This window comes from Gordonia jacobaea (genome assembly GCF_001186365.1).
Taxonomy (GTDB): Bacteria; Actinomycetota; Actinomycetes; order Mycobacteriales; family Mycobacteriaceae; genus Gordonia; species Gordonia jacobaea.
This window is the reverse complement of record NZ_LDTZ01000020.1, coordinates 221,990-245,254: the sequence shown is the minus strand read 5'-3', so window position 1 is coordinate 245,254 and position 23,265 is coordinate 221,990. Positions and strand designations below refer to the sequence as shown.

At 65.5% G+C, this 23,265-nt stretch carries 17 protein-coding genes and 2 pseudogenes; 1 reads left to right on the top strand and 18 read right to left on the bottom strand.

The annotated features are described in order from the left end of the window. Positions 1-7: 7 nt before the first annotated feature. The 8 genes from ABW18_RS17730 to ABW18_RS17690 form a co-directional block, all read right to left on the bottom strand. Positions 8-2,464, bottom strand: a complete 2,457-nt coding sequence (locus ABW18_RS17730) for a GcvT family protein (RefSeq protein ID WP_049700282.1) — start codon at positions 2,462-2,464, stop codon at positions 8-10. Between the two features lie 227 nt (positions 2,465-2,691). Further along, a complete protein-coding gene (purU, locus tag ABW18_RS17720) occupies positions 2,692-3,540 on the bottom strand; it encodes a formyltetrahydrofolate deformylase (RefSeq protein ID WP_049700280.1) in 849 nt (282 codons plus the stop codon). Positions 3,541-3,555: 15 nt separating this feature from the next. Beyond that, on the bottom strand, positions 3,556-4,134 hold the full coding sequence (locus tag ABW18_RS17715) for a sarcosine oxidase subunit gamma (RefSeq protein WP_049700279.1): 579 nt from the start codon (positions 4,132-4,134) through the stop codon (positions 3,556-3,558). Then, positions 4,127-6,931, bottom strand: coding sequence for an FAD-dependent oxidoreductase (locus tag ABW18_RS17710; RefSeq protein WP_049700278.1), 2,805 nt, complete (start codon positions 6,929-6,931; stop codon positions 4,127-4,129). Before ABW18_RS17710 ends, ABW18_RS17715 begins: the two co-directional genes overlap by 8 nt. Next, on the bottom strand, positions 6,928-7,194 hold the full coding sequence (locus ABW18_RS17705) for a sarcosine oxidase subunit delta (protein WP_049700277.1): 267 nt from the start codon (positions 7,192-7,194) through the stop codon (positions 6,928-6,930). Before ABW18_RS17705 ends, ABW18_RS17710 begins: the two co-directional genes overlap by 4 nt. Before the next feature lie 43 nt (positions 7,195-7,237). Then, a complete protein-coding gene (locus tag ABW18_RS17700; protein WP_049700276.1) occupies positions 7,238-8,446 on the bottom strand; it encodes a sarcosine oxidase subunit beta family protein in 1,209 nt (402 codons plus the stop codon). 7 nt (positions 8,447-8,453) lie between these two features. Next, positions 8,454-9,485 carry an FAD-binding oxidoreductase gene (locus tag ABW18_RS17695; RefSeq protein ID WP_049700330.1) on the bottom strand — a complete coding sequence of 344 codons (1,032 nt, stop codon included), beginning with the start codon at positions 9,483-9,485 and terminating at the stop codon, positions 8,454-8,456. Further along, the gene (locus tag ABW18_RS17690; RefSeq protein ID WP_200903282.1) at positions 9,485-10,756 is read right to left on the bottom strand and encodes an aromatic ring-hydroxylating oxygenase subunit alpha; all 1,272 of its coding nucleotides are present in this window, start codon (positions 10,754-10,756) and stop codon (positions 9,485-9,487) included. The genes ABW18_RS17695 and ABW18_RS17690 overlap by 1 nt, the downstream gene beginning before the upstream one ends. Positions 10,757-11,180: 424 nt before the next feature. On the opposite strand from ABW18_RS17690, the gene ABW18_RS17685 reads away from it, so the two are divergent. Then, positions 11,181-12,896, top strand: a complete 1,716-nt coding sequence (locus ABW18_RS17685; RefSeq protein ID WP_049700274.1) for a flavin-containing monooxygenase — start codon at positions 11,181-11,183, stop codon at positions 12,894-12,896. A 66-nt stretch (positions 12,897-12,962) separates the two neighbouring features. On the opposite strand, the gene ABW18_RS17680 is transcribed toward ABW18_RS17685, so the two are convergent. The 10 genes and pseudogenes from ABW18_RS17680 to ABW18_RS17635 form a co-directional block, all read right to left on the bottom strand. Further along, the gene (locus ABW18_RS17680) at positions 12,963-13,847 is read right to left on the bottom strand and encodes an anti-sigma factor (protein ID WP_049700329.1); all 885 of its coding nucleotides are present in this window, start codon (positions 13,845-13,847) and stop codon (positions 12,963-12,965) included. Next, the gene (gene sigK / locus ABW18_RS17675) at positions 13,840-14,409 is read right to left on the bottom strand and encodes an ECF RNA polymerase sigma factor SigK (RefSeq protein ID WP_005207638.1); all 570 of its coding nucleotides are present in this window, start codon (positions 14,407-14,409) and stop codon (positions 13,840-13,842) included. Before sigK ends, ABW18_RS17680 begins: the two co-directional genes overlap by 8 nt. Before the next feature lie 146 nt (positions 14,410-14,555). Continuing rightward, on the bottom strand, positions 14,556-15,386 hold the full coding sequence (locus ABW18_RS17670; RefSeq protein WP_049700273.1) for a DUF1295 domain-containing protein: 831 nt from the start codon (positions 15,384-15,386) through the stop codon (positions 14,556-14,558). Continuing rightward, on the bottom strand, positions 15,383-16,753 hold the full coding sequence (locus tag ABW18_RS17665; RefSeq protein WP_049700272.1) for an SAM-dependent methyltransferase: 1,371 nt from the start codon (positions 16,751-16,753) through the stop codon (positions 15,383-15,385). The genes ABW18_RS17670 and ABW18_RS17665 overlap by 4 nt, the downstream gene beginning before the upstream one ends. Before the next feature lie 247 nt (positions 16,754-17,000). Further along, positions 17,001-17,714: pseudogene (locus ABW18_RS17660) on the bottom strand (DUF1365 domain-containing protein); the annotation flags it as partial. Continuing rightward, on the bottom strand, positions 17,711-19,060 hold the full coding sequence (locus ABW18_RS17655) for an NAD(P)/FAD-dependent oxidoreductase (RefSeq protein WP_197494440.1): 1,350 nt from the start codon (positions 19,058-19,060) through the stop codon (positions 17,711-17,713). The gene ABW18_RS17655 and the pseudogene ABW18_RS17660, both read right to left, overlap by 4 nt. Before the next feature lie 76 nt (positions 19,061-19,136). Further along, on the bottom strand, positions 19,137-19,553 hold the full coding sequence (locus tag ABW18_RS17650; RefSeq protein ID WP_049700270.1) for a YccF domain-containing protein: 417 nt from the start codon (positions 19,551-19,553) through the stop codon (positions 19,137-19,139). Positions 19,554-19,592: 39 nt separating this feature from the next. Continuing rightward, positions 19,593-21,365, bottom strand: a pseudogene (locus ABW18_RS17645) (dipeptide ABC transporter ATP-binding protein). Beyond that, complete coding sequence (locus ABW18_RS17640; protein ID WP_049700269.1) at positions 21,365-22,345, bottom strand: ABC transporter permease; 981 nt, start codon at positions 22,343-22,345, stop codon at positions 21,365-21,367. Before ABW18_RS17640 ends, ABW18_RS17645 begins: the two are co-directional and overlap by 1 nt. Next, positions 22,338-23,264, bottom strand: coding sequence for an ABC transporter permease (locus tag ABW18_RS17635; protein ID WP_083444445.1), 927 nt, complete (start codon positions 23,262-23,264; stop codon positions 22,338-22,340). The genes ABW18_RS17640 and ABW18_RS17635 overlap by 8 nt, the downstream gene beginning before the upstream one ends. Position 23,265: the final 1 nt, after the last annotated feature.

The following is a 23,265-nucleotide window of genomic DNA, read 5'->3' as shown; positions in this document are numbered from 1 at the left end:
TGGACACTTACTGCTTGATTCGAGCCATCTCGGGGTCGACCACCGGATCCGAGATCACTAAGGCACCATACGACGTGCGCAAGTAATCGACCTCAACGGCCGTGAGATCGGGTAGGTCCGAAGGCAGCCACGCATACGCCAGACACGCGCCGATCGTCGGCGACCACCCTGCGCTCGTGACGTATCCGACGACCTTCCCGTCGACGGTGACGGGCTCCTTCCCGAGCACCACGGCCGCGGGGTCGTCGAACTTGATCGTGCGCAGGCGTGATGTGCATTCCCGCTGGTCCAGGGCCTTCTTTCCGACGAAGTCCTGCTTCGACGACTTCACGGCGAAGCTGAGTCCGGCCGCAGCCGGGGTGTGCTCTGTCGTCATGTCGGCGCCAGCGGATCGGTAGCCCTTCTCGATGCGCAGTGCGTTGAACGCGATCCGGCCCGCGGCGATGATGCGGTACTCGGCACCCGCCGCCATGAGGAGGTCCCACAAACCGCGGCCGTACTCGGCGTCGGCGTAGATCTCCCAGCCGAGCTCACCGACGTAGGAGACCCGCATGAGAGTGACGGGCACGGAGCCGATAATCGTCTGGACGCAGCGGAAGTACTTCAGGCCGTCGTTCGTGAGGTCGGTTGGCGTCAGTGGTGCGAGGACGTCGCGGGCGGATGGCCCCCAGAGTCCGATGCAGCAGGTCGCGCCGGTGATGTCTCGGAGCGTGACGCTGCGGTCGGCGGGAAGATGTCGCGACATCCAGTCGAAGTCGATCGGCCCGTTGGCCCCGACCTGGAACAGATCAGCATCGAGTCGGGCGACCGTCAGATCTGACCGCACGCCGCCTGCGTCGTCGAGCATGAGCGTGTACGTGATCGAGCCGATCGACTTGTCGACGTTGTTGGTGGTCAGTCGTTGGAGGTAGTCCGCGGCTCCGGGGCCGCTGACCTCATAGCGGGTCAGCGGTGTCATGTCGTACATCGCGACATGACTGCGAGTCCACGCCGCTTCTGCGACCGAGATCGGCGACCAGTTGCGCGCGGACCAGTTGTCGCGTTGCGGGATCTGCATGCCACCGGCGACGAGCTCATCGAGTATCGCCTGATTGGCCTCGAACCACGCCGGTCGCTCCCACAGATTCGCGACCCAGAACTCTGCGCCCAGAGCAGCCTGGCGGTCGTAGAACGGGCTGGTGCGCACGCCTCGTGGAGCGGCAACCTGATCGTGTGGGTGGATGATGTCGTACACCTCGACGAACGACTGCGAACTCGTCGTGAGGATGTAGTCGTCTGTGAGAGCGGCGTTTTCGAACCGATACAGATCGAACTCGTGGGTGTCGACGGCGGGTGTGCCGTCGACCATCCACTCGGCGACGGTGCGGGCGATACCCGCGGAGTGCGTGACCCACACCGCCTCGGCGACCCAGAATCCCTTGAGGTCGCGATGTTCTCCGACGACGGAGTGCCCGTCGGGGGTGAACGAGAAGATGCCGTTGAATCCGTCGTCGACCTTTCCCGTCGCGAGTTCCGGTATGAGCGTGATAGTTTGGTCCCAGGCTTCGGCGAAATCGTCTGGCGTGAACATCAGTTTCGACGGCATCTCCTCGAGTGACACTGTCGAGTCGTAGTCGAGCGCGTTGACGTCGCTCGGCATGGGGCGATGGCCGTAGTAGCCGATGCCGAGGCGGTCACCGTGCTCGCGGTAGTAGAGGTCGTGGTCCTGATGGCGCAGAATTGGCAGCGAAGCCTCTGCGACAACAGAATTGGCGCCCTGTCGTGATTCCAGCGGCGTGGTGTACGCGTATTGATGTGCCATCGGAACGAGGGGGATGGTGAGTCCGACGCGACGGCCGAACTCTCTTCCCCAGAAACCCGTGCAGCACACCACGATGTCGGCGTCGACGACTCCGGTCGCGGTGCGGACGCCACGCACCTCACCGTTTTCTTCGACGACGTCGATCACCTCGGTGTGCGGCACGAACCGTGCCCCACGTGAAATCGCCCGCGTCGCTTGGGCTTCTGCTGCCCGCAGTGCTTTCGCCAGACCATCGCGCGGCGTGAAGAACCCACCGACGATCTGGTCAGGGTCGAGCAGGGGGTGGCGTTCGAGACACTCTGCGGGAGAGAGCAGCTCATGTTCGACGCCGCGCGAGGCAGCCCAGCCCGCCTTGCGGTGGAGGTCGTCGAGGCGGGCTTCGGTGGTGGCCACCTCGAGCCCTCCGACGTGACTGAAACACCAGCCGTCGGGATGCTCGAGTGCGGAGAACTTCTCGAGGGTGTAGCTCGCGAGCTCGGTCATCGTCTTCGACGGATTGGTCGCGAATACGAGACCCGGTGCGTGCGAGGTCGATCCACCGGTGGCGAAGAGCGGCCCGCGGTCGAGGACCGTCACGTCGGTCCAACCGCGCGCGGTGAGCTCGTCGGCCAGCGAGGTGCCGACGATGCCTGCGCCGACGATGACGACTTTGGGAGTGGACATGGGGTTCCTTTGGTGGGTGGTGGTCTCGACAAGCTCGACCAGCGGGGTTGGGCTCGGCCGGCGGTTGGGCTCGACCAACGGTTGGGCTCGACCGGCGGGTGGTCTCGACAAGCTCGACCAGCGGTTGGGCTCGACCAGCGGTTGGGGCGCTCGACCGGCGGGGTTGGGGCGCTCGACCGGCGGGGTTGGGCTCGACCAGCGGGTTGGGCTCGGCTGGCGGTGGGCGGCTAGCTGAACACCACGGTGCTGGTTCCGTTCATGAGCACGCGGTTCTCGCTGTGCCAGCGGACGGCGCGGGAGAGCGCCAAGGCCTCGGCATCGCTGCCGACTGTGGCGAGCCTGCGTGGGTCGTGGGTGTGATCGATGCGGATCACCTCCTGTTCGATGATCGGGCCTTCGTCGAGATCTGCGGTCACGTAATGCGCTGTCGCGCCGACGTACTTGACGCCGCGTTGATGTGCCTGGTGATAGGGCTTGGCGCCCTTGAAGCCCGGGAGGAACGAGTGGTGGATGTTGATCGCCCTGCCGCGCAGCTTCGCGCAGGTCTCGTCGGAGAGGATTTGCATGTATCGGGCGAGCACGACGAGGTCGGCGTCGAACTCGTCGACCGTTGCCAGAAGTCGCGCCTCGGCGTCGGCCTTGGTGTCCGGCGACACGGGCAGATGCCGGAACGGAAGTCCGGCCGAGGTGGCCATCGGCTCCAGATCGCTGTGATTGGATACGACAGCGACGAGTTCACCTCCGAGTGTCCCTGCGCGCCAACGAAAGATCAGGTCGTTGAGGCAGTGACCGAGCTTGGAGACCATGACGACGATCCGCGTAGGCGTGCGATCGTGGATCTCGAACTCGGCGTCGATCCCGGTGGCGAGATGTTCGAACGCGCGGGTCACGTCGTCGGCACTCGATTGGCGAGCGGACGCGAATTCCGTTCGTACGAAGAGGGTGTGCGTTGTCGGATCGTCGAACTGTCGATGGTCGATGACCTCGCAGCCGTGGCTGAACAGGAACGACGAGATCGCGTGCATGATCCCGCCGCGGGAGGGACACCGCAGGGTGAGCGTGAAAGTCGAGGGCATGAGCGGTCTTTCAGGTTAGGGGTTCGTGTCAGTTGGAGTCGGGACCACATACTCGGCCGCGGCGTCGACGAGCCAGTCAGCGAGGTAGTCGGCGAACGAGGAGCGCACGAAGAGTGTGTACGAGTCGTCGGGTTGGTCGCGGTGGATCACGACGCCGGTCTGGGCGAACAGGGTCGAGATTGCGCGGTCGGGTGGAAACGCGTTGTCGGACAGATCAACTGCGCAGCCGTGGGCCAGGATCGTGCGAGCGCGGGGTCCGCCGAGGACGAGCCGGGTGCGCTGCGACGTCGCATCCATGACGTAAGCGTTGTCGCCTGCGCGGGACACGACGTCGTCGAAGAATGCGTGGCCTGTCACGCCCTCGCGATAGAGCAGCCACTCGGTGGGGCCGAGCCAGACTGCGACCTCACCGTCGCGGCGTCGTAGTTCGCAGACGCCTGGCAGATCGAGACGTGCGATGGTATCGACGTCGGAGGTACGGACAATCGCCTGTGCCACTGGCATTTCAGCGAGTTGGACTGTGGGCGCGAGCGCGTCGAATGCCACCTGTCGGCCGCTCAGCGGCGAGCGCGGTGCGAGCGAGATGTCAGCCATCGCGACGGGTTCCTTCCTGGTCGACGAATACCGGTGACGTGACCTCGACCTCGACGAGGCGGTCTCCGACGGGCACCGACAGCCGGGAACCGACCAGATCCCGGCCACCCTTCACGAGCGCCAGTGCGAACGGCCGACCGAGCTCGGCGCTGAGATAGCTGGAGGTGACGTGACCGAGCATCGGAACGGGTGGCGGTGGCAGCGTGCCGTCCGGACTGTGCGTGATGATCTGCGATCCCTCCGGCAACACCGTCGACGCATCGGTCGGCAGCAGCCCGATGAAATGCTTGCGCAACGGATTACAGTCGGAGGCACGGGAGAACGAGCGCTTTCCGATGAAGTCGGACTTCTTCTTCGACACCACCCAACTCATGCCGAGATCGTGCGGCGTGACCGTTCCGTCGGTGTCCTGGCCGATGATCGGATACCCCTTCTCGGCGCGCAACACGTGCATGGTCTCGGTTCCGTACGGCGTGATCTCGTAGCGTTCACCGGCGTCGAGGAGTGCACACCACACATCGAGTGCGTACTCCGCGGCAACGTTGACCTCGAAGGCGAGCTCGCCGGAGAAGCTGACGCGCCCGATACGGATCGGAACGCCGTCGAGAGTGGTGTCGCGCCAGTCCATGAAGCCGAACGCGCCGTTGCTCACGTCGAGGTCACCGAACACGGCACCCACGACGTCCCGAGATCGCGGTCCGACAACGGGGAACGTGGCGACGTGATCGGTCAGCGAGGTGGTGAACACTTGCAGCTCCGGCCATTCGGTCTGGTGCCACTCCTCCATCCAGTCGAGGATGGCCGCCGCATTTCCGGTGGTGGTGTAGACGGTGTAGCGGTCGTCCGCGATGCGCATGACGGTGCCGTCGTCCTTGACCATGCCGTCGGGGCCACACATCACGCCGTAGCGAATCTTGCCGACCGCAAGTGTGCTCATCATGTTCGTGTAGAGCATGTCGAGGAAGGCGGGGGCGTCACGTCCCGCGACATCGATGACACCGAGCGTCGAACCGTCGAGGATGCCGACTCCCGAACGGACAGCGGCACATTCACGGAGCACAGCCGATGCCATGTCTTCGCCGCCGCGTGGATAGAAGCGTGGACGCTTCCACTGGCCGACGTCCTCGAACACCGCCCCGCGATCACTGTGCCACTCGTGCAACGCGGTTCGTCGAACCGGGTCGTAGCGATCGCCTCGGTCGCGACCTGCCAAGGCGGCGAACGACACCGGGGTGTACGGCGGACGGAACGTCGTGGTTCCGGTGTCGGTGACGTCGACGCCGAGCAACTCCGCGACGATGCCCGAAGCGACGATGCCCGACGTCTTGCCCTGATCGTGTGCCGTACCGATCGTGGTGTAGCGCTTGACATGCTCCACGGACGTCATCCCGGCGCCGACGGCACGCTCGACGTCGGTCACCGTGGCATCTCGCTGGAGATCGACAAACGATGTCGCAGCGTCGGATTCGGCAACTCGCCAACACACTTCTGTCGCGGCCGGGGTGCGCTCACCGACGTGCGGAATCGCTCGGAACTCGGGTGCCACGACGCCGAGCGCGCGAACTGCTGATAGCCCTGCTCGACGCCCGTCGGCCAGACACGATGGCGTGGTGAGCATTCCGGCTGCCGCGCCCGCGATCTCAGTGGTCGGTAGCGTTCCCGTGGGTAGGAAGGCTGCGGCTGAGGCGTCGAAGGTCAGCGGACCGCGCAGTTGACTCCACAGGTGCGCAGCGGGATTCCAGCCTCCGGAGACCAGCACGGTGTCGCAGTCGAGTGACGTGCCATCCCGGAGGCGCACACCCGCTACCGAATCAGTGCCGAGAGCCTCGACCACGGCGTCGTCGACACGCAGTGAGATCCCGAGGGCCGCAGCCTGTTCTGCGAGGTCGGTCGACACGGTGGCGCGCACGTCGACGATCGCACGGACCTCGACTCCTTCTTGCGCCAACGCGAACGCGGCGTCGTATGCGGCGTCGCAGGCGGTGAAGACGACGGCGCTGGTGCCGACGAGCACTGCGTATCGGCGGAGGTAGTCGGCCGCCGCGCCGGCAAGCATGACGCCGGGTAGGTCGTTGTTGCCGAAGATGATCGGACGTTCGTGTGCGCCGGCGGCTACGACGATGTGTCGGGCACGGATTCGATGAATTCGCTGCCGCGAGATGTGCTGTGGCGCGTCCGTTCCCAGATGGTCGGTGCGACGTTCGACAGCGAGGACGAACCCGTCGTCGTATGCACCGAACGCCGTGGTTCGGATCAATCGGGTGGTGGTGGGCAGTGAGTCGAACTCGGCGACGGCGTCGTCTACCCAGCGCGCCCACGGTGTTGCGCCGCCGGGCTCGTCGCGCTCGTCGAGGAGCATGACCTGTAGGCCTGCGCGGGCGGCGATCAGCGCCGCCATGAGGCCTGCGGGTCCGGCGCCGACGACGAGCAGGTCGGGATGGTGGTGCAGCGAGTCGTAGCGGGCGGTGTCGACGTCGAATGACAAGCGGCCAAGTCCGGGCACGCCGTGCGCGACGAGGCCGGGGCACAGCTCGACTGTGGTCGCGGGGACCATCGGTTCGCTGTACGGAGCGTCGACACCGATCTGCGCGGTGGCATCGTCGGCCCACGCTCCCGTGACACCACGGGAGCGATTCAGTATCACGCTGCTGGTGATCGAGCGAACTCCGTTGGCCAGCAATGCCGATGCCAGTGAGTCGCCTGCGTAACCGGTGTACGTGGCACCGTCGAAGACGAAGTCGATGGGGGTATCGCGATCGACACGTCCGCCGGAGGGGGTGCGGAAGGTCTGGGTCATCGAGCCGTCTCCTCTGCCGGTGCCGGCACGATCGCGTAGGTGACCGTGTCGCGCTGGACGGTGAACCACTGCCGACAACCTGCGCTGTGGCACCAGCGTTCTCTCAGTGCGCCTTTCGGGTTGGGGCGGAAGAACAGATAGCGTGCCCACGCGGCGTCGTCGAGGTCGGCGGGACGGTCGGGGTAGGCGACGCCCGCGGCGGCACCATAGTGGAACTCGACTTCTTCGCGTGGCCCGCAGTGCGGACAGGTGATGAGCTGCAACGGATCTCCTGGTACTCAGTGGCTGCGGATTCAGTAACGGTGCTCAGTGCGCTACCGCTGCGGCGCCGTGTTCGTCGATGAGCTCGCCGGTCGTGAAGCGCTCGATGGTGAACGGCGCGTTGATCGGATGTGGTGCACCGGTCGCGACGGTATGCGCGAGGCACCAACCGACGGCTGGTGTTGCCTTGAAACCGCCTGTGCCCCAGCCGCAGTTGAGGAAGAGATTCTCGTACGGCGTGGCGCCGAGGATCGGTGAGGCGTCGGGGGTGACGTCGACGATGCCCGCCCATGTTCGAAGCAGCCTGGCTCGACCGAAGATCGGGAACAGTTCGACGGCCGCCGCCATCTGGCGTTCGATGATGTGGAAGGCGCCGCGCTGGCCATATCCGTTGTACGAGTCGACTCCCGCTCCCATCACCAACTCACCCTTGTGTGCCTGCGAGACGTACACGTGCACCGCGTTGGACATCACGACGGTGGGGTGGACCGGTTCGAGGAGTTCGGAGACGAGTGCCTGCAGCGGGTGGCTCTGCAGCGGAAGGTCGATGCCGAGTGGGTCGGCGAGCGTCGAGGTGTGGCCTGCGGCGCACAGTGCCACGGTGCCTGCACCGATTCGTCCGCGGCTCGTGTTGACCGCGGTGATCTTGCCCGCGTCGGTCTCGAACCCGAAGACCTCGCAGTTCTGGATGATGTCGACGCCGGCGTCGCTTGCGCTGCGCGCGAATCCCCATGCGACCCAATCGTGCTTCGCGATCCCGCCGCGCGGCTGAAATGTGGCACCCAGGACGGGATAGCGGATGTCGGCGGAGGTGTTGACGATGGGGCAGACCTCGGCGACCTGCTTGGGATCGAGCCATTCGGCGTCGATTCCGTTGAGCCGGTTCGCTTCTACTCGGCGGACCGAGTCGCGGACATCCTGCTCTGTGTGCGCGAGGTTGAGCACCCCGCGCTGGCTGAACAGGATCGGATACCCGAGCTCGTCCTCGAGTCCCTCCCAGAGCTTGAGGGAATGCTCGTAGATCGCGGCGCTCTCGTCCCACAGGTAGTTGGAGCGAATCAGCGTCGTGTTGCGTGCCATGTTGCCGCCTGCGAGCCAACCACGCTCGAGCACAGCGACATTGGTGATCCCATGATTGCGTGCCAGATAGTGGGCGGTGGCGAGGCCGTGACCGCCGCCGCCGACGATCACCACGTCGTAGCTGGGCGCGGGATCGGGGTTGCGCCAGAGGAAGTCTGGATGGGGGCTGGTCATGGGGTCCTCACAGATCGATCACGACGGGCGAGAGTGGTTCGGAGCAGCAGAGCAGGATCTTGCCCTGCTCGATTTCGCGGCGGTGGATTCCGCCCTGATGGTTCATCACGACGTCGCCCGAGGTCTTGGTCACCTTGCACGAGCCGCACAGGCCGACACCGCACGACGACGGGAGCGTGACTCCCGCAGCCGCAGCGGCGGCGAGGATCGTCGTACCGGCGCTGACGTGGATACGGCGTGCGCGGCGGGTGAAGTCGACGCTGACGCCCTCGGAGGCAGCGCCGTCGTCATTGGTAGGTAGCCGAAAGCCGAAGCTCTCCTCGTGAATTCGTGCCAGCGAGCCGCCGGACGTGACAAGAGCCGAACGGACACCCGCACGGAACTGTCCCGGGCCGCAGAGGAAGACCTCCCTCTCGGCGAGGTCGGGGCAGATGCGGGCGAGGGCGGCGGCGTCGAGTCGGCCGCGATGGCCCGACCACGCGGCACTGGAATCGTCGTCGGTGAGGCGGGTGCAGGCGAAGGCGACGGTGACCTGGGGGTGATGCACGGCGAGGTCGTCGAGCTCGGTGCGGAACGGGATGTCGTCGAGAGTGCGGGCGCTGTGGATGAAGACGATGTCGGGGGTGGTGCTGGCATCGGAATCGGTGGCGGCTCGCAACATCGACATCACCGGGGTGATGCCGCTACCGGCGGAGATCAGCAGGAGTTTGGTCGCGGCCTTGTCGATATAGCTGAACCGGCCTAGTGGCCCGGAAGCCGTGATCGTCCGGCCCTCAGACATGTTGTCGTGCAACCAGTTCGACACGTGCCCACCGACTTTGCGTTTCACCGAGATCGACAGCGTGTCCGGACGGGTGGGCGACGACGAAATCGAGTAGCACCGTTCGACGACGCGGCCGTCGATCTCGATCCCGACGGACAGGAACTGCCCTGGGTTGAACACGAAGGTGTACGGCTCGACCGCGCGAAAGGTGAACGTAGCCATGTCGCGGGTGAGTTCGGTGCGGTCGACGCACACCAGGAGGTGGTCGGTGCTCATCACGCACTCTCGGCGATCTTGTCGGCCGTGGCGTCGGCGTCGAGTCCGAGATTGACACGCAGCCGTGTGACGTACCAATTGATGAACGCCTCGACCTGGAACTCCGATGGTCCGTACGGGCCGGGAACGTAGGCGGGATCGGCGATGCCTCGGTGGGCGAGCCGCACGAGGTCGGCGTCCTGCTGGTTGGTGATTTCCCAGACCCCGGTGAGTCGATCGAGGTCGTAGTCGACGCCCTCGACTGCCGCAGCGTTGACCAGCCAGGTGGTGCGCACCAGCGTCTCGTCGGGTCGAATCGGTATGACGGAGAACAACACCGCGTGGTCGCTGGTCACGTGCAGCCACATGTTCGGCTGCAGGTGCATCGAGAGTCGGCCGAGTCGGCGGTCGGGTAGGTCGTCGGAGAGTGGGCGTGTGCACGCGGTGGTTCCGTCGAGTGTGAACGACTCGCCCGCGAGATCCATTGCCTCGCGCTCGATGTGGAAACCCGTTGGGCGGGAGTCGAGTTGGGCGATTCGTCGATACGGGAGACCGAAGCGGTTCCAGGTGTCGGTGAGTTCCGCGGTGGCGCGTCGATAGCGCTCGACGACAGCGGTGAGTCGGTCGGGGATGGCGTCGGAGTCGCTGTAGCCCCAGGTCGGGAAGAAGACGTTCAGGAGTTCCGGATGGCCGCCGCAGTGGTAGCACTCGCGGTTGTTCTCCATCGCGAGCTTCCAGTTTCCGTTCTCGACGAGATCGGTCTGCTTGGCGACCTTGGCCTCCGAGAGTCGGTGAGGCGCGAGATACGGTTCGACGATGCGCGCGACGTCGTCGATATCGGTGGGCGGGTCGTCGGCGAGGCAGATGAAGACGAGGCCTGCGATGGTGCGGACTGCGACGGAGCGGAGCGAGAAGCAGCGCTTGTCGAAGTCGGGTGCCTGAGCCTCTGCGTACATGAGGCGGCCGTCGGTGCCGTAGGTCCACGAGTGGTACGAGCAGACGATGGTGCCGGTCGAGCCGTTTGCCTGCGTGATCAGGCGGGCCCCGCGGTGGCGACAGACGTTGTGGTGGGCGCGGACGTTGCCGAGGTTGTCACGCGTGACGATGACCGATCGCGTTCCGAATTCGACGGTGACGTAGTCGCCGGGCTCGGCGATCTCGGCTTCGGCGGCGACGAAGAGCCACTGCTTGGCGAAGATCTCGTCGAGATCGACGTCGAACCACTTCTGCTCGACGTAGCACTGGCCCGGGAGGCTTTCGCTGACGACGCGCGTGTCGATGACAGCGCACATGGCCGGATCGGCTCGGTGCGCGGTCGACTGCGCATTCTGCTGGGGCGGGTCAGTGGGCATCGGCCATCGAAGTCTCTCTTGGCGGCGTATGGGATCGCGGTGGCTGGGGGCGGGGCCTGGGGGTTGTGAGAGCGCTGTTTGGAGTCGGCGGCGACCCCACGTTGCTAGTTGCGTATAACGCAACGAATAGCAACTGATGCAACAAGTGTGAATGCTCCGGTCGTGTCTGTCAATCGGGCGCACGTAATGATTTGGCGGCGATTCAGGGTGGCGCGCAATCCGTGTCGGCTTGGCCCGAATTGACCGAAGTGCCCGTTGACCTGCGGATATGCTGATCTGTCTTTTGCCGAGGTGATGTTAGCCTTGCCTAATTAATGGTCGATCGGCTGCCGATCCCGGCGCCGGAATACTCGAAGGAATTGCCGTGAAGGTGTGTGTGGTTGGTGCGGGACCGTGTGGCCTGACGACGATCAAGCAGTTGCGCGACGAGGGGCACGACGTTGTCTGCTTCGACAAGAATGCAGATCTCGGTGGCCTGTGGTTGCGCCACGAAGGCGACAGCGAGCAGATGAAGGCCTACGACAACCTCATGCTCACGATCTCGATGAAACTCATGGCCTACTCGGATCACCCCTTTGCCGACGGCCGCGTGTTCTACACGCGCGCGCAGTATCTGGAGTACTTGCGCGAGTACGCGGCCCGATTCGGTCTCGCCGACAGCATCACGTTCGGTTCAGAGGTCACCGATATCCGGCGCGACGACCGGGGCTGGACGGTGACGGTCTCACGCGGGAGCGCGACGTCGTCGGAGAGCTTTGACGCGGTAGCCGTCTGCTCCGGCCCCTTCAAGACACCCAACCGCGCGATCGCGGGGCTCGAGGGTTTCACCGGGGAGGTCGTGCACTCGTCGGAGTACCGCAACAGCGACCGGTTTGCCGGAAAGCGGGTTCTGATTGTCGGAATGGCCGAATCCGGTGCAGACCTCGTGCGCGAAATCGGTGATGTGGCAACGGAATGCACTCTTGCGATCCGCTCCTACACCTACCTGTTGCCGCGTGTGTTCAACCGTACGAGGACGACCGACAACGGAACCGTCCGTGCGCATGCGCATGAGATGTGCAGGAGGTCGGCGGAGTATCCGTTCGTGCTCGACTCCGCATGGGGCCGCAACTCGGTGATCAAGGCGCTGTTCCTGGCGATGTCGGTGGTGCTGGGTGTGTTCACCACTGCGGCAGGTGTAGTGCGGGCGTACGCGGGCAGGGCGCCGGGAGGTCGGCGCACCGTCGAGCCCGACGTGAATCCTCTCGGCCAGCCGATGGAGCCTGCGAAGATCGACGTGGACACCCTCGACAACGAGGCCAACTGGGACATGATTCGCACCTGGAATCGACGGTCGCATCCCGACGGTAGCTGGGCGCAGCGGGCGATCTTCTGCAAGAACGTCAGCTTCATCCCGAGTCTCGTCGACGGACGAGTAGCGTTGAACGACAGTGGAATTGCAGGCTCCGACGGTTCGACGGTGCGCTTCCGTGACGAGAGCTCGGCGGAGTTCGACGCGATCGTGCTGTGCACCGGCTTCACCACCGAGAAGCTGTCGATCGGCGATCTGCAGGTGAAGGACGGCAACGTGCGCAACCTCTACAAGCACTTCCTGCACCCCGAACACGACGGCACCGCGGCGTTCATCGGATTCGTCCGGCCGTTCTCGGGTGGCATCCCGATCTGCGCGGAGATGCAGGCGCGGTACTTCGCGCAGTTGTGCAGCGGAAAGCTCGCCGCGCCGTCGAACATCGACGAACGCATCGGTCGCGAAAAGGAGTGGGAAGAGCACTGGACTGCGCTGAGTCCTGGCCACACGGAGGCGATTCCGTCGCAGGTGCTGTACCTGGACGCACTCGCCGGCGAGATCGGTTGCCTGGTGCCCGCCTGGCGAATGATGGTGAATCCCAAGCTGTTTATCCAGTTGTGGTTCGGGAGTTTCAACCAGTCGTGCTATCGCATCGTCGGGCCGCACAGGCTCGGGAAGGCAGCGCTCGATGACCTGTACTCCGAGACCGTCGAAAACCGTTGGCAGATGGCCGGTCAGCTAGCGCTGCTGCAGCTGATGCCCAAGCGCGTGCACCCGAAGCATCTGATCTGAAAAGTTGTGTGGGACACACGGGTACAAAAATGCCCCCGTGTGTCCCACGCAACTGCGGCGCGGAACCTAGCTCAGCGGCAGTTCGGCCACAAAGCTGCTGGTCGGAGTCGTCGAACCGCCGGGCGGCTCGACGGTGAACGCCAGCGACTTCGCGTTTCCGATGTGGGGGATCACCGCGGTGGTCGACGGGGCAACGTCCTTGTCGGTCATGGTGCCCGCCGACGTCGCGCCCTCGGGGCCGACCAGCCACATCTGGTAGACGGTTCCGGACTTGGGTGGCGGGACGTCGTTCATGACGAGCACGCCCGCGTCTGCGCTCTCGGAGTATGCGACGGTCGCGCGGCCGGTGGCGACCGAACCCGACGAGGTGCGGATGTCCTTGGCGTCGAACACCTGCTGCGCGGTGGTCTGCTGAGGCTCGTTGTCGGACGAGAGATTGGCGCCGACGACCCAGCCGACGGCTCCGATCGCGACGGCCACGATCGCCGCGGCCGCGAGGTAGAGGATGCGACGGTTGCGTGGGGTGGTCTCGACTCGGCCCTCCGCTGGCGCTCCGGACCGGCTCGACCAGCGAGAAAGGTCCGCCGGTGCTCCGGTCTGGCGGGAGGGGTCTGCAGCTCCCGCCTCGTGGGAGGGGGTCACTGCCGACAGACCCGCGGGCCGGTGCGACGGTGCGTCGTCCTGGGGCTCGGTGCGGATGAGGTGCAGCAGGCGGTCGCGCAGTTCTGGTGGCGGAGCCGCGGATGTGGTGGAGCTGACCGAGGCCATCGCCTCGCGGGTGAGTCGGACGTCGCGGTCGAAGGCGGCGCGGTCGGTGTCCGACGCCTTCGCGCGGCGTCGGGCAACCGAGTCGCGCTCGGCCGCGCCGAGTGCGTCGAGGCCGAGCATCGGTGCAAGACTGACGAGGTTGTCGTCCGAAGGTGCTGGGGTAGTGGGATTTTCGTCAGACATCACGATCTCCGAGGCATGAGCGGAGGCGAGCCATTCCGTCGCGGATACGGCTCTTGATGGTGGGGAGAGCCACCGACAGTCGCTCGGCGACCTCGCGATAGGTGAGCCCCTCGTAGTAGGCGAGGCCGATCGATTCGCGCTGGACGTCGGTCAGCGTCTCGAGGCAGCCGCGGACCTGAGAGCTCGTCTCCCGTTTGTCGACGGCCTCGCTGACCTCGTCGAACGTCGAGGTGTAGTCCTGTGCTCCGTAGTTCTCCTCGCGGCGGCTGCTCGCGGTCTCCGATCGCACACGGTCGACGGCGCGGCGGTGTGCCAGGGTGATCAGCCAGCTCAGCGCCGAGCCGAGGTCGGCGCGGAACGTCGACGCAGATCGCCAGACCTGCAGGTAGACCTCCTGCGTGGTCTCCTCGCTGTAGCCGGGGTCGCGCAGAACACGCAGCACCATGCCGTAGACGCGATGGCTGGTGAGGTCGTAGAACTCGGCGAATGCGAGCTCGTCTCCCGAAGCGATCTTCTCCAGAAGTGCGGGCAGCCGGTCGCCGGCATCGTGGTCAGCGGTCACCGACAGGCCTCTGCGTTCATCGCAGTTCACCCTAATTGGCGACGTGCCGACCCTCAACCACACCTGAGTCTTGCGTCCGGCAGAACTCGGCGACCAGGCCGAACTCGTCGACCGGGCTGGAGGTGTTGGGGCTGCGAGCAGGGCGGTCATGGCGCGTGGCCCTGACTACCCGCCCCCTCACGCGTCTTCGGCGGTAGAGGGAAGAAGTACGACGTGCGCTGCTGGTACTCGGGGTAGCCGTCGCGTTTGCTCATCGACTGCTCGAGGAGACGCGCGCCGGTTGCGAACACCAGGAAGTAGGTCATCACCACGGGCGAGAGCACGGTCAGAACTCCGGGCCATGCCGACGCGGCGATGAGCCACATGCCCCACCACACGGCGGAGTCGCCGAAGTAGTTGGGGTGACGCGTCCATGCCCAGAGCCCGCGGTCCATGATCTTGCCCTTGTTGGACGGATCGGATTTGAACGACGTCATCTGCGCGTCGCCGATCGCCTCGAACGAGATGCCGATGGCCCAGAGCACGACACCCGCGATCAGCACGATCCACCAGATTCCGTGCGTCGCGTGCGTGACCGCGGAGACCTGCAGCGGCAGCGACACGAACCACTGTGCAGCCCCCTGGGTTCCGAAGATCTTGCGAATCACGCGCTCGGCCGAGGGGTTCTCGCCGAGGACCTTTGCATAGCGTGGGTCTTCACCCTTGCCGCGAACCTTGCCCAGCATGTGCCAGGTCAGTCGCAGACCCCACACCGTGACGGCGACGGCCAGAATCCATCGTCGGGTGATGTCGCCGCCACCGAGAATCAGTGCGATCCAGCCGATCCCGACGAATCCGAATCCCCAGATGACGTCGACGACGTTGTAGTGCCCAAGACGACGTCCCACCGCAAACGTGATGGCCTGCAGGACAACGATGAACAGCAACGACGCTCCGGTGACCACGCCGAAGCCCGCCCACCCGGTCAGTCCTGTCATGAGTCGGTGCTCCCGGCGGAGTCGTCATCACGGGTGAAGACGAGTTGATGCACGTCGAGGTATCCAGCGCGAAATCCCGCCTCGGAGTAGGCGAGATAGAACTGCCACATCCGCATGAACGTCGAATCGAAACCGAGGGATTCGACGTCGGCGCGGCGAGCGGTGAAGCGTTCGCGCCACAGTCGCAATGTCTCGGCGTAGTGATGGCCCATGGACAGGTTGTCGCGCAGGCGAAGTCGGGTGTGCTCTGCGGTGACGTCGCGCAGTGCGGGCAGAGAGGTGAGCTGCCCGCCGGGGAAGATGTACTTGTGCACCCAGGTATAGGTGTTCCGCGAGGCGCGCATCCTGTCGTGGGGCATGGTGATGGCCTGGATGGCGACGCGGCCTCCGGGCGCGAGCACCCGATCGATCGTCGAAAAGTAGATGGGCCAATACTTTTCGCCGACGGCCTCGATCATCTCGACGGAAACCACGGCGTCATAGGTACCTGTGACGCTGCGGTAGTCGAGCAGGTCGATCTGCACACGGTCGGCGAAGCCCGCCTCGTCGACGCGCTGCATCGCGAGCTCGCGCTGCTCGCTCGAGAGAGTTACCGATCGCACGGTGGCTCCTCGTGCTGCAGCCCGCAGGCATAGCTCGCCCCAGCCGGTTCCGATCTCGAGGACGCGCGAGCCTGGGCCGACACCCGCCGCATCGAGCAGGCGATCGACCTTGCGGCGCTGGGCATCTGCGAGGTCGTCGAATCCGGCCTGGGAGGTTGGTTTGGGAGTCTTCGCGGCGTCTGCGTCGAGGGACGGGTCGTCGAACAGGGCGCTCGAGTAGGTCATCGTCTCGTCGAGGAAGGTCGCGAAGAGGTCGTTGGAGAGATCGTAGTGTCGCGCGATGTTGCTGCGCGTGTTGGCGGCGGTGTTCTCCTCGTCGGCGGGATGTCGGGGTAGGACGAGTGCGCGCAGGGTTTGCAGGGGCTTCGGGACGAGCCGGGCGACTCGTTCGGCGAAGGGGGTGAGGACACCGACGAGGTCGTCGGTGGTCCAGTCGCCCGCCATAAAGGCCTCACCGAATCCGATCAGACCGCCCGAGCCGACGCGACGTGAGAACGCGACCGGGCGACGAACGATCATGCGCGGCAACACCGAATCGGTCTTGCTTCCGCGACGTGAGCCGTCGGGGAACTCGATGCGGACTCCGATTCCGGTGGTCGCGTGTCGGAAGAGCCACGCTGCGGCGCGACCACGGACTCGTGCGGCCGCGCCGGTGGGTACGTCCGCGACGTCAGGCCAGCGGCGAGCGTCGGCCGCGGTGAGGTCGGTGTCGAGCGCGGGCGGCGGGGTGTCATGCGAGTCGGAGTCGGTGGCGGGACTACTCATCGGTGACCTTTCGGGTGGGGGTGGTCTCGACAAGCTCGACCAGCGGTGGGGGCTCGGCCGGCGGGGGTTGACGCTCGGCCGGCGGTGGTTGACGCTCGGCCGGTGGTGGGGGCTCGACCGGCGGGGTGGTCTCGACAGGCTCGACCAGCGGTTCCGTGGGCTCGACCAGCGAGGGTTGAGGCTCGACCAGCGGGGTGGGCTCGACCAGAGGTTCCGTGGGCTCGGCCGGCGGGGCGGAGTCCTGCGGGGGGCGGGGCGCGATCGGAAGTCGTTTGGCCCACAGCTTGATTCCCTGGAATCGGATGCGGGCCGAGACTACGAGCGGGGCGAGCGGCGCGCGCATCTGGGTCGCGACGATCGCACGCGACGTCGCGGGTTCGATGCGCCCCGACAGCGATGCGACGAAAGGCTCGTGACCGTCGCGCTCCAGGACGATCGAGACGGCGACGCGACCGTCGGTGGGTGGCGGCATCCGCAGGCGGTAGTTGCCCGACACGTCGTTGAAGGGCGAGACGTAGAACTCCTTGTCGACTTCTGCGCGCCCGTGGTCGTCGAGTTCGACGACGTAGCAATGCCGGCCGCCGTAGGTGTTGTGGACCTCGGCGACCGCGTACGCGAGTGAACCATCGGCGCGATAGCACCAGTACACGCTCAGCGGGTTGAAGACGTAGCCCGCGACGCGCGGTGACGTCAGAGCGACGACCTTTCCGTCTGGAGGGCGTTTGCCGACGCTGAGGAGGTGGGCGTTCAGGCGATCGCGCAGGGTCTGGCCGTCGACCATCGGTTCGGGGAAGTGGTCGGCTCCGCGGAACTGAGCGAAGGGTCGCAGCGGGGCGGAAAGTGTTGGCAGGCTGTCGATATCGACGAGCCAGGAGACACTGCGGTATGTGAAGGCGTGCCGCACCGGCGATAGCCGGGTATGGGTGATGCGACTATGCACCAGTTGGGCGTTCCCGGTCATGCCGACTCCCGCTCGTCGTCGACCGTGGTCTGCCGCGCGAAATCCCACGCGACACCGAGACGCTCCGCGGCGCGTGCTCCGGAGAGCGCGCCGTCCTCGTGGAAACCCCACCCGTGGTAGGCGCCCGCGAAGACGATCGCGTCGGTGTTGATATCCGGTAGCAGTGCCTGTGCGGCAACCGATTCCGTGGTGTATATGGGGTGCTCGTATGTCATCTCGGCGATGACGGTCGACGCATCGACGAGGTCGGTGCGGCCCAGTGTCACCAGCATGCGGGGATGCTCGGGATTCAGGCGCATGAGCCGGGTGAGGTCGTAGGTGACCGCGACCTGCGAGTCGTCTACTGCCCCCGACGCGTCGCCGTGGATCTGGTAGTTCCACGATGCCCACGCGCGACGTGCCCGTGGCATAAGTGAGATATCAGAGTGCAGCACAGCAGGTTTCGGTGCGTACTCCATGGCGGAGAGAACTCGACGCTGCTGCGGGGTCGGGGCGTCGAGCAGTCGGAGAGCCTGGTGAGGATGGGTGGCGACGACGACCGCGTCGAAGTTCTGTGTTCCGGATGAGATGGCGAGTTCGACTGTGCCGTCGGAGTTCTCGGAGATGTGCCGGACCGGGGTGCTCAGGTTGACTGCGCCGCCGCGGCTTCGGACACCGTCGGCGACGGCTTGGACATACGTGTCCGACCCGCCGTCGACGGTGCGCCACGTCGGCGACCCGAACACCGACAGCATGCCGTGGTGATCGAGGAAGGTGAAGAGGTAGCGCGCAGGGTAGCGGCTCGCGGTTGCCGCGTCGCACGACCACACAGCGGCGACGAGCGGCAGCATGAAGTGTTCGCGGAAGTACGGGGAGAAGTTCTCGCGGTCGAGGAAGTCGTCGAGCGGCTCGTCGGAGTCGGGGGTGTCGAGAAGTGCGCGCGCCGCCCGGTGGAATCGGGTCACCTCGCCGAGCATGCGCAGATAGCGGCCTCGCGTGGCGTTGCGCGGGGTGGGGAACAACCCGGAGAAGCCGAGGGCGCCCGCATACTCGAGGCCGGTCACCGTCGAGCTGACCGACATGGACATGTCGGTGTCCTTGGTTGCCACGCCCAGCTCGGCGAAGAGGCGCAGCAGCGTCGGGTAGGTGCGGTCGTTGTGGACGATGAAACCGGAATCGACGCCGACGACACTTCCGTCGGGCATGGGCACCGAGTGCGTGTGGGCGTGGCCGCCGAGGCGATCGTCGGCTTCGAATAGCGTCACCCGGCTGCTTCCGGAGAGCACGTGCGCAGCGGTCAATCCCGCGACCCCGCTGCCGACCACGGCGACGTTGGAGGGCGGGGCGGATCGCTGGCGGATACTCATGCCCGGTGTTCGGATCCGGTCACGGGAGTGGATGGGTCGAATCGAACGGAGTGTCTCGTCTGCGTCGATTCACGGGTCAGGCTGCTCGCGTCGCGCCCATGATCGGGTCGTTGCGCACCGCATCACTGGGCACGATCCGCGCGCCGAGAGGCACGAGTGAGATCGGGATCATCTTGAAGCTGGCGATGCCGAGCGGTATGCCAATGATCGTCAGACACATCGCGATTCCGGTCGTGAGGTGCCCGATTGCCAGCCACCAACCTGCGACGATGATCCAGATCACATTCCCGATCACCGACCACGCTCCCGACTGGGGATCGCGGACCACTGTCCGACCGAACGGCCACAGTGCGTAGTTGGCCATCCGGAACGACGCGATACCGAAGGGGATCGTGATGATCAGGATGCAGCAGATGATGCCCGCGATGACGTAGCCGAGCGCCATCCAGAAACCACAGAGAACCAACCAGATGATGTTCAGCAACGTTTTCATCTGTCCATTGTCGCCCTTCGACGACGCCGAGCGCGAGGATTACTGCTGAAGTTCGAGGTTTCGCCCGGGGATGGCTGCGAGTAGTTCACGCGTGTAGTCCGAGGTCGGGTTCTCGTACACGTCGTCGACGGTGCCCTCGTCGACGACCTTGCCCTTGCGCATGACGAGCACGCGGTCGGCGATCTGACGGACGACGGCCAGGTCGTGTGTGATGAACAGGTACGTCAGGTCGAGTTCGTGCTGCAGGTCGTCGAGGAGGGTCAGGATCTGCTCCTGCACCAGGACGTCGAGGGCGGACACCGCCTCGTCACAGACGACGACCTCGGGGTTCAGCGCAAGCGCACGTGCGATCGCGACCCGCTGACGCTGCCCGCCGGAGAGCTCGTTGGGGAACCGCTGCATCACCGATGACGGGAGTGCGACGAGGTCGAGAAGTTCGCGAACGCGTGCGATGCGGGAAGCCTTGTCGCCGATATTGTGCACGACGAGCGGCTCGGAGATCGCACGGTAAATCGAGTACATCGGGTCGAGCGAGCCGTACGGGTTCTGGAAGACCGGCTGCACGCGGCGTCGAAAAGACTTGGCCTGAGCGCCTTTCAGCGATGTCACGTCGCTGCCGTCGAATTGGACTGTGCCCGAGGTTGGTTCGAGGAGTCCGAGCACCATGCGCGCGACCGTCGACTTGCCGGAGCCGGACTCGCCGACGACTGCTGTGGTGGTGCCACGGTTGAGCGTGAAGCTGACATCGTCGACCGCGCGGAACGGCGTGGCCTTGCGGAAGGGGACCGAGCCGCGGATCGGGAAGTCCTTCACGAGATTCGACGCGACGACGACCTGGGGCGGGGTGGTCTCGACTCGGCTGCTCGCTGCGCTCGCGGCCGGCTCGACCAGCGAGGAGGTCGGCTCGACCACCGGGTTGGGCTCGACCGGCGGGGTGGGCTCGGCGGGCTTGTGGCGGTCGGCGCGGCGCGACGAGAGCGACGGCGCGGCGTCGACGAGTCGCTTGGTGTACTCGTGATGCGGGTTGGTCAGGATCTCCTGTGCCGGGCCGGATTCGACGATCCGTCCGCGATACATGACCACCAGGTGGCTGGCGCGCTCGGCGGCGAGGCCGAGGTCGTGTGTGATCAGCAGGACGGCCGTGCCGAGTTCGTCGGTGAGAGAGGCGAGGTGGTCGAGGATCTCGCGCTGCACCGTGACGTCGAGTGCCGACGTCGGTTCGTCGGCGATGAGCAGCTTGGGTTTTCCGGCGAGACCGATCGCGATGAGCGCGCGCTGCTTCATGCCGCCGGAGAACTCGTGCGGATACTGCGCCGCACGCTTCTCCGGATCGCGCAGGCCGGCCTGTCGGAGCACCTCGACGGCACGTGTGCGGACCTCGCCGCGCTTGGCCGCACCGTTGGCGACGAGCGTCTAACGAACCTGGAAGCCGACGCGCCACACCGGGTCGAGGTTGGTGTTGGGATCCTGTGGCACGAGGCCGATTCCGCTACCGCGCACCTTCTCGAACTCACGTCGCGAGGCCTGTGCGAGGTCCTTGCCGTCGAACAGTATTTTGCCACCGGTTACGGTGCCGTTGCCGGGCAGCAGCCCGAGAACCGCCGCGGCAGTTGTCGACTTACCCGAGCCGGATTCGCCGACGATGGCGACGGTCTGACCGGGATACACGGTAAGTCCGACGCCGCGCACCGCGGGTACGTCGCGCCCGCGTGAGCGGAAATCGACTCGTAGGTCGGAGATTTCGAGCAGCGGTGCCGGTGCGGCAGTCTCGTTCTCGGAGGTCAGCTCGGAGTTCGTTGTGTCCGTTGTCATCAGCGGGTCCTCGCCTTCGGGTCGAGTGCGTCGCGCAGCACGTCGCCGAGCATCATGAACACGAGGACCGTGATGGCAAGTGCGGCAGCGGGATAGAACAGGATGGGCTGACCTTCGCGCAGCAACTGCTGGCCTGCGGCGATGTCGATGCCCCAGGAGACGGCGGTCGACGGCAGGCCGATGCCCAGGTACGACAGGGTCGCCTCGGTGACGATGAAGACGCCGAGCGAGATCGTCGAGATGACGATGACCGGGCCGAGCGAGTTCGGCAGCACGTGGGTGAACAGCGTGCGCAGCCGTGACGAGCCCAGCGAGCGCGACGCGTCGACGAACTCTTCGTTGCGCGCCGAGATCGCGGAAGACCGTGCGATACGGGCGATCTGGGGCCAACTGAAGATCGCGAGGACCAGCACCACCGTGTAGACGGTGCGCGCCGAGATCATCTGCATGGTGACCACGGCCGCCAGGATCAGCGGGATGGCGAAGAAGATGTCGGCGAGTCGGGAGATCAGCGAATCGAGCCAGCCGCCGTAGAAGCCCGCGAAGATGCCGAGGAGTCCACCGACGAGCACCACCGCGAGCGTCGTCAGAATGCCGACGAGTACGGAGTCGCGCGCGCCGTAGATTACGCGCGCGTAGATGTCGTGGCCCTGCAGGTCGGTGCCGAACCAGTGCGCGGAACTCGGTGAGAGCAGTGAGTCCTCGAGGTTTGCGTACCGCGGATCCTGGTGTGCGAACAGGCCGGGGAACGCGACGATCAGCAGGATGAGGACGAGCAGGATCATCGAGACGATGAACACCGGCTTGGTCCGGATCTCCTGCCACGCCGACTTCCAGAAGCCCGCTGGATCGACATCGTCGACGAACTCGTCGACCTTGAGTAGCTCGACGTCTTCGGCGTCGGCGACGAAGCGGTCCTGGCCGGGAAAGAAGCTGGGGTACGCGTTCAGGGCAGCGTCGGTGCGTGGGGTCTCAGGCATAGCGAATCCTCGGATCGAGTGCGGCATAAAGCAAGTCGACGACGATGTTGCAGACGAGGTAGATCAGCACGAGCACCGTGACGAAGGAGACGACGGTCGGGGCCTCGCCGCGGATCACCGCTTGATAGATCGTTCCGCCGACGCCGGGGATGTTGAAGATGCCCTCGGTGACGACGGCTCCACCCATCAGCACGCCGACGTCGGTGCCGATGAACGTGACGACCGGAATCAGTGAGTTGCGCAGGACGTGCACGGTGATTACGCGGGGTCGTCGAAGGCCCTTGGCCGACGCGGTGCGAACGTAGTCGGCGGTCAGATTGTCGGCGACCTCCGACCGCGTGAGCCGCACGATGTAGGCGAAAGAGACTGCGCCGAGCACGAATCCGGGAAGGATGAGGTGATAGAAGTCGAGGTTTCCGCCGACCGTGACCGGGAACAGATGCCACTTCACACCGAGCAGGTACTGCGCGACGAAGCCGAGCACGAAGATCGGTATCGCGATGATGATGAGAGTGACGATCAGGATCGCGGTGTCGTACCAGCGTCCCTTGTTCAGGCCGGAGATCACACCGAACACCACGCCACCGATCGTTTCGACGACCAGCGCGATGAGTGTCAGGTTGACCGTCACCGGGAACGCGCGCTTCATCACGTCGAACACCGGTTGCCCGGAGAACGACGTGCCGAAGTCGAGATGGAACACCCCGCCGATGTAGTTGAAGTACTGCACGTAGAACGGTTGGTCGAGGTGATACTGCGCGCGCAGTTGCGCAATCAGGGCCGGGGACATGGGTTTTCCGCCACCGAGAGCCGCGATGGGATCGGAGGGGACGAGAAAGACCATGGCGTAGATGAGGAACGTGGCGCCGAAGAAGACGATCACCATCTGTCCCAGACGGATGAGGAGATATCTGGTCACC